Source organism: Calothrix sp. NIES-3974 (genome assembly GCF_002368395.1).
In the GTDB taxonomy this organism is placed as follows: Bacteria; Cyanobacteriota; Cyanobacteriia; order Cyanobacteriales; family Nostocaceae; genus NIES-3974.
In genome coordinates, this window is the sequence record NZ_AP018254.1 from 2524376 (window position 1) to 2538851 (window position 14476).

Below are 14476 nucleotides of genomic sequence, written 5' to 3' on the forward strand. Positions count from 1 at the left end.
TCGGGATTAGTGTGGGAAATTGACAAGATAATGATTATATATCTACTCTTCCGAGTGAACCATTATTTCGCGAAATCGGCGATAAATATGTCAAAAACAGCAATTTTAGGAGTTTTTATGGAGCAATATTCCTGACTTGAAAGTGTAGACCCGTAGCGGCTTGTCGTAAGCTGTAGGAAGTAGTGTAAATAGGTAGCCGTCAGAAAAGAGGCTGTAGAAAAAATTCTTTGATTATTTCTGGTGTAAGCATTACATGCTGACTACTCTCCAGACCCTCATTCATCAAACACCAATCTACTAATTATGCAAACTTGAGAAAACCATGCCATATCCATCTCCTCAGACACCATCTTCCTTTCCCCAAGATGAATACAACCAACCTGAAAATGATCAATATCCAGAAGAATCCCCCAATCCGGAACCACAAGAATCAACACGTGACCTGTTCTACGGTACTGAAGAATTATTAACCCAAGTTGCTAGTTATCGGACTCCAGGGTGCGAAGCACCCGGAGTCACGTGTTTTCACGCGCAAAGTTGTGTGGTTGCGCTACGCGCAACCCACAAGATATGCTTAGTTAATTGAAGTAAAAAAAATACTTGCTATATAAATGCTTGTTTTAAAGTAAAAGCAAAAATAAATGCTTCTATCTTCAATAGAAATCCATCAAATGTGACTGCATGAATTGACTTGGGAAAAAGGTAAGTGATAGCACTGAAAATAGTCTCTATATAATGCCTGGTATGTTGCTTAATATAATGATTCCACGGCTCGTCTTGACGCTGAGAATTCTTTTTTCGCATAACTTTCAAGTTAATTTGACTAGTTATTTTTAAGTCATCTTCTGCTGTATAATCCGTGTATGCAGAGTCACCATACACTTCACTCCCTGGTGGCAAATTTAATGGCAGTGCATTTAACGCTCTTGAATCATTAGCACTACCAGGCATAAATACGAACTCAACAGGAATACCACTTTTAGTAGTTAAAAGTTGAACTCTAACTCCATAAAAATAGCGTTTCTTTGATGCAATATAACCTCTATAATCTTCCGACTTAATTAGTTTGACATTAAAAATACGGATATTGTCGCACATTGGTACGGGAAAAGAATCTAAAAGATATTCAGTACAATCACTAGTCTCCTTTAGTATCATACCTATTTGATGAAATAAGTCATTTATTAACATCGAAATACCGTGTAATCTTCTATTAAATCGTGATTTATCTAACATATTGGGAATAAGATTATGCTCTTTCATGTAGCAACAAGCCTTGCTATGATTACCATAGAAAAACATTGCTGCAATTAGTGCCGTTGTCATAATTTCTGCATCACTCATATTTCTACGGCAATCATCATGATGACCAATTGCTTTAAGTAAGTCATCAGTGATAGCATAAACAGTAATTATTTCGTTTAACATATTCCCCTCCGTTTTTTTCTTCTTGGAGGGGATTTTATTATAAATTGTGACGCGACACGCCAGCGCGAAGCGCTGGCGAAGAGTAACTAGCAACTTGGGTTATTAGATGCTTTACCGAAAATATGGACACAAGGGATATTGTATACCCTGATTGGTTTCGCCATTATCGGTATTCCTTGGGCTACACTTTCCAAAATTGATGAAACCGGAACCGCAAGGGGACGCATTGAACCCAAAGGAGCAACCCACAAATTAGACTCCCTCGCTGGGGGAAGCGTCAAAACCGTCAATATCAAGGAAGGAGATCGGGTCAAAGCTGGACAGGTATTACTAGAGTTAGAATCAGACATTTTACAAACAGAACTGCAACAAACCCAAAGCAAACTAGAAGGATTACAAAATCGGCGATCGCAATTAGAACTACTCCAAAACCAATTACAGCTTTCCATCGGTGTCTTAGAACAGCAAAACCAATCCCAAGCATCGGAAAAATTGGCCCAAGTTAGCCAAGCTCAACAAAATCTCGATACGAAACAAAGTACATACAACCTGCAAAAACTGGAAAGAGAAGCACAGCTTTTGCAGGTGCAGCAACAAATTAACACCGCCATTAATGAACAAAAAGCAGCCAGTAGCCGATTAGAGATAGATACCAAACAAGTTGAACGCTTTAGCAAACTTGTGGAAGATGGCGCAGTTTCCGCAACCCAAATAGACGAACTCAAAAAACAACAACAAGAAAGCAAGCGACTCTACGAACGAGCAACATCCGACATCACCCAAGCCAAATATCGGCTCACAGAGGAACAAAATCGTTCCCAAGCAACCATCAATCAGTTACAGTCAGATATTAAGCAGGCGAAACTCCGACTTCAGGAAGCCCAAAGCAGCGCCCAAAGCACCATCCAAGCCGGAAAACTAGCCGTGATGAAAACCAAAGAACAACTCAAAGACCTACAGACACAAATTACCGCGATTCGCTCAGAAATTGCCCAAACCCAAAGCCAAATTACAGCAATCAAACTGCAACTACAAAAATACATCGTGCGATCGCCGATTGACGGCACAATCTTTGAACTACCAGTCACCAAACCAGGTGCAGTCATCCAACCGGGACAAAGAATCGCCCAAATTGCCCCCCAAACCAGCGATTTAGTCCTCAAAGCCCAAATGCCTAGCCAAGATAGCGGATTTTTGAAAGTGGGAATGCCGGTCAAAGTCAAATTTGATGCCTATCCCTTCCAGGAATACGGAATAGTCCCAGGAAAAGTCACCTGGATTTCCCCTGATTCCAAAATCAACGAAACACCTGCAGGTAATATTGGTACTTACGAACTAGAAGTAACCTTAGAAAAACGATACGTCCAAAGTGGCAATAAACAGGTATTCTTAACTGCTGGTCAAACCGCAAACGCTGAAGTAATTATTCGTCAACGACGTGTAATTGACTTTGTTTTAGACCCATTCAAGAAACTGCAAAAAGGAGGATTAGATATGTAAATTTACATCCAGAAAGATACAAGCTATTCCCATCATCAGCCAATATTTCAGAGCAGATTTGTAGGTCATTAGACCCCTACCAACCTAGTTTATAAATGTTGATAAAGATTTATAAACAACTTACACTCAACCACCCAACCAGGAATAGAACCATGCATCCCATTGACTTGATGAGAAAATACGGCTGGACTTACCGTGACCTAGCCGCAGAATTTGGCGTTTCCGAAGTAGAAGCAAGACGCTGGGGTTTCAGAAAAACAGCCACCAACTATCGCAACCCTCCATTAATGGCCTACAAGTTAGCCGAAAAAATTGATAAGGAATTATCATCTATCTCCGCATCAGCATAGAACCATTGTGACCTAGACCTAATTTAAAAGTCGGGTTTTAATAGGGAAATGAAGCTTAGTCTTTTTTATGTACAGTCATCAGATTTATTTTTTAACCTAACCTGAATAAGTAGTCTGGCAAGTCAACTTTGATGAGTGAGAAAAAGTACGTAGTACTGCGCGGCGTAAATACACCTACCTTTCCCCTAGCTCCCATGCTCCGAGTGGGAGCAGAATCTGCGAGGCTCCTGCTTCGTAAATGAAGGCAGAGCCTTCACGCGAAGCTCCTCTCTACACCACCAAAATCCACTTTTCCTGTGATGCATCACACCAGATACATCACAATAATTCACCAATTCCAGAGGAAAAGAAAACCTAATGGAGAAAGCATTCTATGTCCCTACCCCAGACCATTACCATCCCCGACATTATTTATAGCCTCAAACTATCTTGTCAAATACCTAATGTACTAGAGCAAATCCTCTACCAACGTGTGATTACCAAAATATCCCAGGAACTAGGAATTACGGTAACACCAGAAGAACTACAACAAGCAGGAGATAACCTACGTCTCGAAAAAAAGTTAGTCAAAGCCAAAGACACATGGACATGGTTAGAGAAACACCATCTATCGGTGAATGAATTTGAAGAACTACTTCACCAGCAAATACTTTCTCAAAAATTAGCCAATCATCTCTTTGCCGATCAAGTCGAAAAGTTTTTTTACGAACATCAACTAGAATATGTAGCTGCCGTCACCTATGAAATACTCTTAGACGATAAAGACCTAGCATTAGAGCTTTTCTATGCCCTAGAAGAGGGTGAAATCACTTTTCCAGAAATAGCCCGTTTATACATTTCCCAGCCAGAAATCCGTCGTACCTACGGATACCAAGGACTGCGACACCGCAAAGATTTTCGTCCGGAAATAGCAGCAGCAGTCTTTGCATCTCAAGCACCAACACCACTCAAGCCAATTACAACTTCTAAAGGAGTACATTTAATTTGGGTAGAAGAAATTATCCAACCCCAACTAGATGAACAGTTGCGGCAAAAAATCATCTCAGAATCCTTTTCTGCTTGGCTGCAACAACAAATCCAGACTATTAACCTGACTACTAATTTAGTCCCAGAGGTAAGGTCTTCCCAACCAGAAGAGCTACTACATCAAGCCTAATCTTGATGTCTCAGCAATTCCTAAAACTTTCAGTGAGTAGGGAGTGGGTAAGAGGAAATAGTAGAAAAATTATACATCAGTTCCCCATATTTTTTGGACAAAAATAAATAGAAAAATAGTTGACTTAGTTGACTGAATTATTGACAATTTTTGACAAAGTGCAAATAAGTCATTGTTTTATTAATCTAATTTTTAATAGATAATTCTGCCTGCATAGTCTTGATAAAGCTATTTATCGAGTTGATTTACTGATTAATTTTGTTAGGAGTTTTGACAGAAAAATAAAAATAACGGCGACTAAAAGCCTTTTGGATAAAGTAATTTAGCTGTTTTATCCAAAGGGTTTTGACTGTCTTTTGTATTAGCAATTAGCATAAATAAAAACTGAATTATAAAAGCCTATTTATTGAAAAAATCTTATTCAAAAACCCTCAAAAAACAGTTGACTTTTTCAAAATATGTTCTATAGTAAAAATATGAGCAAGCAAAAAAAAGCTCATAACAAAAAATCAAGACATCAAACACAAATTCCCAGGAGAAACCTCATGATTATCTCTGATTTAAGTGTTTTAGAAGTTGTTGAAGCCGCTGAAGTTTTAGGTGGCACTTTCGTTAGACCGACTCCAGGCTTCAGATATGACAAGAATATCAACGCCAATGTGAATACTACTACAAGCTTCACTTCTAATGTGAATGTCCAAGACGTATTCAAGAAGGACGCAAATATTAAAGTTGTTTCAGATGTTAAAGGTAACTCGTCTACCTTCGCATTTGATAATGAAGCTGCTGGTAAGAATACTAATACTCAAGGTACACTCAATCAATTAACCATTGCTGGGGAATATTCTGGACAGAACGGATTATTCGTTAGTGCTGCTAACTAAGTGTGATAACCAAAAATACTCTTTTTTGAGTACTTTGGGAGAAGATTAAAGCAAAAGATGAACTTGCTAGCGGTCATCTAAGAGCTTTTTCAAAAAGCCCTCAAAAATTCTTTGTATTCGTAATAGAGGGCTTTTCCAACCTAATTTTGCAAGTAGAGTAAATAATGTGAGTAAACTATGATAATTGCCGATATAGATTATCTGGAGCATATATCTGAAATGCCTGCTGTACATCTGAATGGTGGTAGGAAGGCTTTGGCAATTTCTAATTTTCAGGCATTGGCTTTCGGTAATTCAACCTACACTAGTTCTAGTTTGAATAATCAAACGGTGGCTTATCCTGGTTATTCATCAGCTAGCAGTATTGTGAAAGTAATTGCAGCTTCGAGTGGCGGTGTTGTTGTTGCCAGTGCTTCTTCATCTGCTTACGCTTCTGCGTAGAGTTAAGTTCAGTCACTAAAATCAGCCTAAATATCTGACAGTAAACGGATGCTCAGAATTTTGTATTTGCATGAGATGTCTAGTGGTCTTTTAACCTGATCCATGAGGGGTGAAAGCTCACGCAAAGGTATAAGTAAGGAATAGTAACCTAGCAAAGTTGACTTTAACTTTAAAGACTACTAGTGCATTCGCTTCCGATTTATACTTTGTTTAACTAGTTGGAGACGTGACTTTTTTCATGCTGACTTACTTTGTACCAGATAAACTTAGTCCAATCAATCAATTAGTTTTTTTTAAGGGGTAGAATGAGGTGTGACTATGAATATATTAGAGATAACTGATCTGAGTTTTTTAGAACCGATTGCACAAAATAGTGTTGGAAATATAGGGGGAGGCTTACATCTTGCGGGATTTCCTCGGTCCTTGTCCTTACTAGAGCAAATTAAAAATCCTGTTCCTCCTGATTTGAGCAGCTACGACATAAAGACGGTTTCTTCTGACGAAACATCTGTTGTGAATAAGCTAAAAAATCCTCAAACAGGTGGAATTGGATATGAAGTATTAAGTAGTCAAGGTAATCGCAAGTCTCGTGCTTTAGTATTGCTGGAAGGCGATAAAACCGGGGAGTCTTTATTTGTAAATGTTACATCTTCTAGTGTTGCATACTAAATAGCTAACTAATCTATACTCCATTGTGAAACATGGCTCGTTATCAAGTTTTGATAAAACGTATAGTCTCACCTGATGGTAAAATCGTTGCCCAGGTAAAAAGCGTGGTGACAACATCTGATTCTGAAAATCAACAAAGTGATGTCAGTCAAAACATTGCAATAAATTTGACATCTGGTGCCCATTCTAGTACTCATATTAGTTCTAATAGCTCCTCAACATCTGGCTCTACCTCAACATCTGGCTTTAGCTCTATTTCCTGTAAATAGTTTGTTATTTGGAGAGGATATGTGAAGCACAGTTTAATCATAGGTGAACTGAATTACATAGATGATGTGACTGACGTGACTCTTGTGGGAGGGAGTGTCCCTGTTGCTATCACAGAAGTCATCACAAAGGCTGAACCTGGTTTTGCTGGTGCTGGTGCTGCTGCATTGGCTAGTGGTGATTATGTAGCATTAGGGACTCAAACTAAAGTCACAACTGGGAAGAATTTTGGTTTTGCAAATGCAGCAGCCAAAGCAAAGGCAGTTAGTGGCAACAGCAGTGCTGTATCTTTTGATTTTGGCAACTCTAGTGCAGTTAAAAGTAATAATTCTTTATCTAGTAATGCTCGCTCGGTTTCTTTTAGCGTCACAAACACACAAACAACTGATTAATAAAAAGAAGAGGATGAGGTATTACAATTATGTCGTTAGCAATTCTGGAAAAAGTGAAAGAGCTTCTCGTTAGATTGGTCAAAGATGAAGCCTTTCGCACTCAATTAATGAGTGAAAAAATTGAAGAAGTTAGAAAGTTGTTTGAAGATAACGGCTATAATTTTTCCCAGGAAGAATTTGAGAATGCTGCAATCAAAATACTTGAATTGAAAGAGTTAGGTGAATTTAGTGACTTGAGTGAAGAGGAACTACTAGGGGCTGTTGGTGGATTAACGATTGCAGAACCCACTGATAAAAGGTTGATTCGACCTCCGTACTGGCATCCTTGGTTTCCGAAAGGACATCCCCAACCAACTCCCAAACCCAAACCATTTCCCTATCCCCAACCACAACCAATGTATGGGATAGTGATTGATCCACCTGTTCAAGCGCTCTACGGTGTAGTGGTTCCAGATGAATTGCACTAGCCTTGTTCAATGCTTCTGAGTTGGTCATGAAGTAGTTATGCAAAATTAATTACACATTTAGGTAAGGGAACAGGCAAGAGGTACTTATGCTGGTAAATGATTTGTCCTATCTAGAGGATGTTTCCGAATGTCAATTAATTTTGGGTTCTGCTGGTGTGATGGTCAATGCGGAAGCTGTTGCTTTAGGAAAATCGACTGCAACTCTAACAAAGGCAAATACCCAGGCTAGATTGTTACCAAGTGGTGTTTCTGTTGCTAGGGGTATAGGATTTGCTAGGGCTGAAGGGGAGGTGACTAGCACAGAAGTTACAGTTGCAGGTGCTGGTGATATTGTAGTTAGCAATACTCGTACTACTCCTGACAGCTCTAAATCGTTTGGTGTAGTAGTTGCAGTTGACTTACCTAAGCCATAGAACAATAGACCTAATTAGGCCGAGAAAGTCTTTTCGAGAAAGTCTTTTTGTGAAGGTAGGGAACAGGGAGAGACGCGACATGTCGTGTCTGTACAGGGAATAGTTTTAACCCAACTATCTTTCACAAGACTCAAAAAATTACAAGTGCCAGGTTTTTCAGCCTTACATACCTATTTATTTGTAATTTTTGCGACCAAAATCTCCTTTGGTAGATGACGGTTAACTGTCAACAGTCAACAGCAGATCAAGTAGTTATGTGAGTTTTACTTAATTATCGATTTAATTGTCACCTCCTAGACCTTTCTGAAAACGGAGGCAAAGAAAACCGATGACATACTATCGCAAAAGCTATGCAGTGTGGGAAATCACGTTAAAATGTAACTTGGCATGTAGCCATTGTGGTTCTCGCGCTGGTAATGCACGTACAAAGGAACTTTCCACCGAAGAAGCCCTTGATTTGGTTCGACAATTGGCGGAAGTGGGGATAAAGGAAGTCACCCTCATTGGTGGAGAAGCATTCTTGCGTCCGGATTGGTTGGAGATAGCAAGGGCGATAACTGACGCAGGGATGCTGTGTGGAATGACTACTGGTGGTTATGGAATTACCCTAGAGACTGCACAGAAAATGAAATTGGCGGGGATTCGTACTGTTTCTGTTTCCATTGATGGTTTGGAGGAAACTCACGACCGTTTGCGGGGGAGAAAGGGTGCTTGGAAGTATGCTTTTAAAACCATGAGCCATCTGCGGGAAGTTGGTATTGCTTTTGGTTGTAATACTCAGATTAATCGCCTTTCAGCACCGGAGTTTCCACGTATTTATGAGTGTATACGTGATGCAGGTGCTCGTGCTTGGCAGATTCAGTTAACGGTACCGATGGGGAATGCTGCTGACAACGCAGATATCCTTCTCCAACCCTATGAATTGCTTGATATTTACCCCATGTTGGCTCGTGTTGTCAGTCGTGCATATCAAGAAGGTGTGCAGGTGCAAGCGGGAAATAACATTGGCTACTATGGTCCCTATGAAAGGCTGTTACGGGGACGGGGTAAGGAGCATGAATTCTCATTTTGGCAAGGTTGTGGTGCTGGACTTTCGACCTTGGGAATCGAAGCTGATGGGGCGATTAAGGGTTGTCCTTCATTACCGACAACTGCCTATACGGGTGGTAATATTCGCGATCGCTCTTTGCATGACATTATTGCAAATTCCTCGGAGTTGCGCATGAATTTGGGTGCGGGGACACCGGAGGGGGTGCAGCACCTGTGGGGTTTTTGTCAAACCTGTGAATATGCCGAATTGTGTCGGGGTGGTTGTAGTTGGACTGCCCATGTTTTCTTTGATAGGAGGGGTAATAATCCATACTGTCATCATCGTGCCCTTGTTCAAGCAAAACGTGGTTTGCGGGAACGGGTTGTACCGAAGGTGAAGGCGGGGGGGTTGCCTTTTGATAATGGTGAATTTGAGTTAATTGTTGAGCCAATTGATGCTCCTTGGCCAGAAGATGATGTTTTGCATTTTCGTGCAGATAGTGTCCAGTGGTCTGAGAGTTGGCAAGATAGATTGGAAGTGGCTCACCGTTGATTGTTTGAGTAATTTGGATTTCATTCTTTGATTAATTTTTGGGGATGAATAAATTATGGCAGAGACTAGAGTTTTGTCTTCAATTAAAACGCAATTTAGTGATAATTTACAGGAGAATTCTGAAAATCTTCCCTTATTACCTCGTTCTGCTTGGAAGAGTCAAATAACTTATTTGAAGGTGCTGTTAAAGGCTAAACAGGTTTTGGATTTTACTAATTCGTAATTCGTAATTTGTAATAGCCTGCGGCAACGCTTCGCGTACGTAATACCCGCTACGCGGGAAGCAAGCTACGTAATTTGTAATAGCCTACGGCAAGCTGCTACGCTTAAAGAATTTAGATTATTTGGAAAATTTCAAATAAGCATTTAAGGGTTTATTAGATGCATTTGTAATTAGGAGAAATACATGTCTAAGGAATATCAATCAGAACAAAATTCCCAGGCTTTACCTTTTTTTGCTCGCTATTTGGAAGCTCAATTTTGTGAGGATTTGTCTGAAGAGGAGATGGATGAAGTGCAGGGTGGTATAAGATATGCCTATCCACCGACGCGGAAGCATCCTTCGGAGGGTTTTGATGGTGGTATTGCTGTCACGCTAAAATTTCCTTCTGATAGGGAAGATGGGGGTAGTGTGACTAGCAAGATTACGGATTTATATGAGCCTGTATCTGTGACGAAAAAGTATCCATCGGATAATGATGAGCATGTTGCGGTGACGCAAAAGTATCCATCAGATGGTGATGATGATGTGAAAGTTGTTGATTAATTGTATTGATGGAATATCTGTGTTTGGAGTGGTTTGTAGTGAGGGCTTTTGTTCTGACTACAAACTTGTTTTTATTTTTTGGATAAGTTTTAAAAAGTTTGAAATCATCAATATTCTATTCATAGTTCCTTTGGAGTTCTCTGATTTTTTAGATTTCTCACTGGTTTGGGCAAAGTATGGTTTGATATTGTTAGTGATGGAAATTTATGCTTTGATTCTGTAATATTTTTTCGTTTTTGGTGCAGTTTATTTCTGTGTTACAAAAAAATTCTCTGGTTGATAAAGTTGATAAACAAGTTTTCTACTGTCTAAATTTTTAATTGTGGTTTAATATGAATCTTTCGGGGGAAGTCGTTTTATTAATCACTCATAGTGGTGATTTTTTTACCGTAGATCGGGTGGCTGAAAATCTTGTGAAGTTGGGAGCGCAACCCTTTCGTCTGGACACTGATAAGTTTCCTGGTGTGGTGCGATTAGATTTGCACGTGGGTAATGGTGGTGGTTCTAGAATTATCTATGGTGAAAATTCGATTAGGACTGAGCAGGTACGGTCTGTGTGGATGCGTCGTATTTGGTCTCCTGAGTTGAGTAAGGATTTGGTTCCACGGTTTCAAGCTGCTTGTGTGAGGGAGTCTTTAGCTACGTTGGAGGGGTTGTGGGATGGTTTGAGGGAAGCTTGGTGGGTGGATAATTTGCAACGAATTGGTGCTGCGGAAAATAAGTTGCGTCAGTTAAGGGTTGCGCAAGAGATTGGTTTGAGGATTCCGCGAACTCTTGTTACCAATAATGGGGAGGAGGTGAGGGAGTTTTTTCGGGTGGTGGGGGGGAGAATGGTGGCTAAGTTACTGACACCTTTATCCCAAAGTATGCAAGGTTCTGGTTTTTTCTTGTATACAAATGCTGTGAAAGAGGAAGATTTGTCGGATGTTGGGTCTCTTTGCTACAGTCCGATGGTATTTCAAGAGCAAATTCCCAAGTTGCGAGAACTGCGGGTGGTGTTTGTGAATGGTAAGTTGTTTGTGGGGGCTTTAGATGCGTCGCTATATGCAGATTCTACAGCTGATTGGCGGCAATTGCATGATCTTAATCTATTATGGCAATCCCATGAGCTACCTGCTGAAATTGCTCATCGTTTACAAATATTCATGGCAAGTTTTGGATTGATTTTTGGTGCATTTGACTTGATTCAAACACCTTCAGGGGAATATGTGTTTTTAGAAGTCAATCCGACGGGGGAATGGGGGATGTTGGAACGTGATTTGGGTTATCCTATTTCTGAGGCGATCGCACGAGCATTGTTGGGGGTATAGTCAGTGGGGAATGTGTTAATAATTACTCATAGCCAGGATAATGAGAGTATTGCTTTGGTAATGGCTGCGATCGCTAATCGAGGAGGAAAGGCATTTCGTTTTGATACGGACAGGTTTCCCACCCAGGTGTATTTGGATGTTTATTATAGCCAGGGAGAGGAGCGGCAAATTCTGACGATTGATGAACAGCAATTAGATTTAAGTTCTGTGTCTTCGGTTTGGTATCGACGTATTGCTACTGGTGGGAGAATTCCCCAGACGATGGAATCGCAGATGCGTAATGCTGCGGTTGGGGAGTCTCGTGCGACGATTGCTGGGATGATTGCTAGTATCAGGGGATTTCATTTTGATCGGTTATCTCATATTCGTTTGGCTGATAATAAGCAATTACAGTTACAAGTAACGCGGGAAATTGGTTTAGATATACCACGGACTTTGATTACAAATAATCCTTTGGCTGTGCAGGAATTTGCTCACGAATGTCAGGAAGGGATGATTACGAAGATGCTTTCTGCTTTTGCAATTTATAATGAAAAGGGGGAGGAACAGGTAGTTTTTACCAATCCCGTTACAGCAGATGATTTGGAACATCTGGATGGTTTACGTTTCTGTCCGATGACGTTTCAAGAAAAAGTTCCGAAGCAGTTGGAATTGAGGACCATTATTGTGGGTAAGCGGGTATTTACTGCTGCTGTAGATTCCCAGCGTTCGCAGTTGGCAAAACATGATTGGCGCAAACAAGGATTGGCTTTAATTAACTCTTGGGAAGAGTATAATTTGCCCCCAGATGTGGAAAAAAAACTGTTGGAATTGTTAGCTTATTTTGGTTTAAATTATGGAGCTATTGATATTATTCTGACACCAGATGGACGACATGTATTTTTGGAAGTTAACCCCGTTGGTGAGTTTTTCTGGCTGGAATGTTGTCCACCCCATTTTCCCATTTCTGAGGCGATCGCGGATTTATTACTGGCGCAATCTGTTAGTAATTCTGGAGATAAATAGGGAGTTGGATTGAGTAAATTTAGGTTGTTTTTCTAACATAAATTTGACAGCATGTTTTGCTTGTTTTCTTTTTAGTGCCAACAGGATAAAACCAAAAATAAACAAAGACGTGAGATAATTAGAGGGTTCAGGGACAGCAACTGCGGCTCGATTTCTGTTGATGCCAATTAGACTGAGTGTTGTCGAATTGCCAAAATATCTTTCAACTGAACCACTTGCTGTTGCCGTCAGTAATTTTTGTTGATTGATAGGCTCTAATATCTCTAGAGATGAATTGTCATTGAAGCTGGTGAGGATAAAATTATTATTGTTTTGAGTGCTTAAATTTCCTGCCAATATAAATGTTTCTAAAACGTTTGCTTTTTCATTAGTAATATCTAGTAAGACAAAGAAAATATCAGCCCTCGCATTAGCATTTTCAGTTATTGGCCTTTCGATTCCTACGAATAGAGATAAATTAGCCACGAAATCAAATGAGAAAATAGTATCAGCTTCAATGTTAAGATTACTAATTACCTGCGCAAAACTTTCTGCTATCCCCAAATAATTTTGATTACTACCTGTTGCCAATGTCGAGGTCGTATTGAGTGCAAATGGTGGGAAGACATTAAAAAATGCGATCGCATCAGCTTCTGTGAATACACTCCCACCTCTGAAAATGGAGATAGCCTGGGTTTGAGCATCCGTAAAAGTACTTACTGGACTTTGACTAAAGTTGGTAAACGATAGTTGTCCTTCAGATAGGGCGATAGTAGCAGCACGACTAGGTAAGATTGCGAATATGGAACCTGCTACAAAGGACGTAAGTACGATAAGACCGTGTTTTGCGAATCTAAGCATATCAGTGCGTAATACTACTAATCAAATAAATCATAGGTGAAAATGAATATTTATATGTAAATTTACGGGGAAGATTCTATAAAATTCATACATAAAAAAGGCGATTGATAGATAAAGCAATGGATAAAACTTAAAAAAGCGATCGCAAGATGAAATTATCGGGAGGACAACGCTAAAGATTGGCAATAGCTGGAGCTTTAATTCAAAATCCCCGCTTTTTCATCTTGTTAGTCAGCATAAACTTGTACTGTAAACAATATCGCCGAGTAATTCTAACTAAACCCGTGAAAGAATCTTCGTCGCTGAAACTCATGGGAAGTGTCAACTAGACAAACAATTGAGAGAGCATAATCTATGACAAAATAGTATTGTTGATCTAAGCGGTTACGACCTATGATTTCCACCCAGCGTCGCTATAGCCTGGATGAATATCGCACCATCGAAGAGAAAGCTGAAGGACGGAGGGAGTATCGAGATGGAGAAATTGTACCTATGCCAGGAGGAACTCTAAAACACAGCCGTATTGGTAGGAATATTTTGACCTATCTTGATTACGTGCTGCGAGATAGCCAATTTGAAGCAATTAACAGCGATTTGCGGTTGTGGATTCCAGAATATCGTCGAGGAGTATACCCGGATGTGATGATTTTTGAGGGTGAACCGCAGTTAAATGAACATCGTAACGATGAGGTTTTGAATCCGGTTGTGATTGTTGAGGTGCTATCTCCTTCCACCGCAGATTATGATCGACAAGCTAAATTTCGCATATATAGGTCAATTCCCTGTTTTCGGGAATATCTCCTCGTGGAACAGGATGAACCTTTTGTCGAACACTACAGCAAGCAAGCTCAAGGCTGGTTATTGACTGATTTTAACCGTTTAGAGCAGTCTATTTGCCTGGAGTCGGTCAAAGTTGAATTGCCATTGACGGAAATTTATCGCGGTATTGAGTTTGAGTCGGCGATCGCGGATTAATTCCATTCTCCATCTAGGCGATAAAATGCCC

Annotated in this window: 17 protein-coding genes and 1 pseudogene; 16 read left to right on the plus strand and 2 right to left on the minus strand. The window is 40.1% G+C overall.

From position 1 onward, the window contains the following. Positions 1–322: 322 nt before the first annotated feature. On the plus strand, positions 323–586 hold the full coding sequence (locus CDC37_RS09975; protein WP_096621657.1) for a hypothetical protein: 264 nt from the start codon (positions 323–325) through the stop codon (positions 584–586). Positions 587–603: 17 nt separating this feature from the next. On the opposite strand, the gene CDC37_RS09980 is transcribed toward CDC37_RS09975, so the two are convergent. Then, on the minus strand, positions 604–1428 hold the full coding sequence (locus tag CDC37_RS09980; protein ID WP_096621153.1) for an IS982 family transposase: 825 nt from the start codon (positions 1426–1428) through the stop codon (positions 604–606). A 99-nt stretch (positions 1429–1527) separates the two neighbouring features. Between CDC37_RS09980 and CDC37_RS09985 the strand changes: the two are divergent. The 14 genes and pseudogenes from CDC37_RS09985 to CDC37_RS10055 form a co-directional block, all read left to right on the plus strand. Next, a pseudogene (locus tag CDC37_RS09985) lies at positions 1528–2928 on the plus strand (HlyD family efflux transporter periplasmic adaptor subunit); the annotation flags it as partial. A 152-nt stretch (positions 2929–3080) separates the two neighbouring features. Further along, positions 3081–3278 carry a hypothetical protein gene (locus CDC37_RS09990; protein ID WP_096621660.1) on the plus strand — a complete coding sequence of 66 codons (198 nt, stop codon included), beginning with the start codon at positions 3081–3083 and terminating at the stop codon, positions 3276–3278. A 373-nt stretch (positions 3279–3651) separates the two neighbouring features. Then, on the plus strand, positions 3652–4434 hold the full coding sequence (locus tag CDC37_RS09995) for a peptidylprolyl isomerase (protein ID WP_096621661.1): 783 nt from the start codon (positions 3652–3654) through the stop codon (positions 4432–4434). 476 nt (positions 4435–4910) lie between these two features. After that, entirely contained in the window at positions 4911–5318 is a 408-nt protein-coding gene (locus CDC37_RS10000; RefSeq protein WP_157780704.1) for a hypothetical protein, read from the plus strand. A 177-nt stretch (positions 5319–5495) separates the two neighbouring features. Next, positions 5496–5759 carry a hypothetical protein gene (locus CDC37_RS10005; protein WP_157780705.1) on the plus strand — a complete coding sequence of 88 codons (264 nt, stop codon included), beginning with the start codon at positions 5496–5498 and terminating at the stop codon, positions 5757–5759. Positions 5760–6077: 318 nt separating this feature from the next. Continuing rightward, complete coding sequence (locus tag CDC37_RS10010) at positions 6078–6428, plus strand: hypothetical protein (protein ID WP_096621666.1); 351 nt, start codon at positions 6078–6080, stop codon at positions 6426–6428. A 32-nt stretch (positions 6429–6460) separates the two neighbouring features. Continuing rightward, positions 6461–6697 carry a hypothetical protein gene (locus tag CDC37_RS10015; RefSeq protein ID WP_096621668.1) on the plus strand — a complete coding sequence of 79 codons (237 nt, stop codon included), beginning with the start codon at positions 6461–6463 and terminating at the stop codon, positions 6695–6697. Positions 6698–6718: 21 nt separating this feature from the next. After that, the gene (locus CDC37_RS10020) at positions 6719–7087 is read left to right on the plus strand and encodes a hypothetical protein (RefSeq protein WP_096621669.1); all 369 of its coding nucleotides are present in this window, start codon (positions 6719–6721) and stop codon (positions 7085–7087) included. Positions 7088–7116: 29 nt separating this feature from the next. Continuing rightward, positions 7117–7554: a Nif11-like leader peptide family RiPP precursor gene (locus tag CDC37_RS10025; RefSeq protein ID WP_096621671.1), complete on the plus strand. Its 438-nt coding sequence runs from the start codon at positions 7117–7119 to the stop codon at positions 7552–7554. A gap of 86 nt (positions 7555–7640) precedes the next feature. Then, complete coding sequence (locus CDC37_RS10030) at positions 7641–7967, plus strand: hypothetical protein (RefSeq protein WP_096621672.1); 327 nt, start codon at positions 7641–7643, stop codon at positions 7965–7967. Between the two features lie 328 nt (positions 7968–8295). Next, positions 8296–9549 carry a nif11-class peptide radical SAM maturase 3 gene (locus CDC37_RS10035; RefSeq protein WP_096621674.1) on the plus strand — a complete coding sequence of 418 codons (1254 nt, stop codon included), beginning with the start codon at positions 8296–8298 and terminating at the stop codon, positions 9547–9549. Between the two features lie 406 nt (positions 9550–9955). Continuing rightward, entirely contained in the window at positions 9956–10315 is a 360-nt protein-coding gene (locus tag CDC37_RS10040) for a microviridin/marinostatin family tricyclic proteinase inhibitor (protein WP_096621675.1), read from the plus strand. 332 nt (positions 10316–10647) lie between these two features. Then, positions 10648–11625: an MvdC family ATP-grasp ribosomal peptide maturase gene (locus CDC37_RS10050; protein WP_096621678.1), complete on the plus strand. Its 978-nt coding sequence runs from the start codon at positions 10648–10650 to the stop codon at positions 11623–11625. Positions 11626–11628: 3 nt separating this feature from the next. Further along, positions 11629–12630, plus strand: a complete 1002-nt coding sequence (locus tag CDC37_RS10055) for an MvdD family ATP-grasp ribosomal peptide maturase (protein WP_096621680.1) — start codon at positions 11629–11631, stop codon at positions 12628–12630. On the opposite strand, the gene CDC37_RS10060 is transcribed toward CDC37_RS10055, so the two are convergent. Next, positions 12592–13470: a hypothetical protein gene (locus tag CDC37_RS10060; protein WP_096621681.1), complete on the minus strand. Its 879-nt coding sequence runs from the start codon at positions 13468–13470 to the stop codon at positions 12592–12594. The genes CDC37_RS10055 and CDC37_RS10060 overlap by 39 nt on opposite strands. A 393-nt stretch (positions 13471–13863) precedes the next feature. On the opposite strand from CDC37_RS10060, the gene CDC37_RS10065 reads away from it, so the two are divergent. After that, on the plus strand, positions 13864–14445 hold the full coding sequence (locus CDC37_RS10065; RefSeq protein WP_096621683.1) for a Uma2 family endonuclease: 582 nt from the start codon (positions 13864–13866) through the stop codon (positions 14443–14445). The last annotated feature ends 31 nt before the right edge of the window (positions 14446–14476 follow it).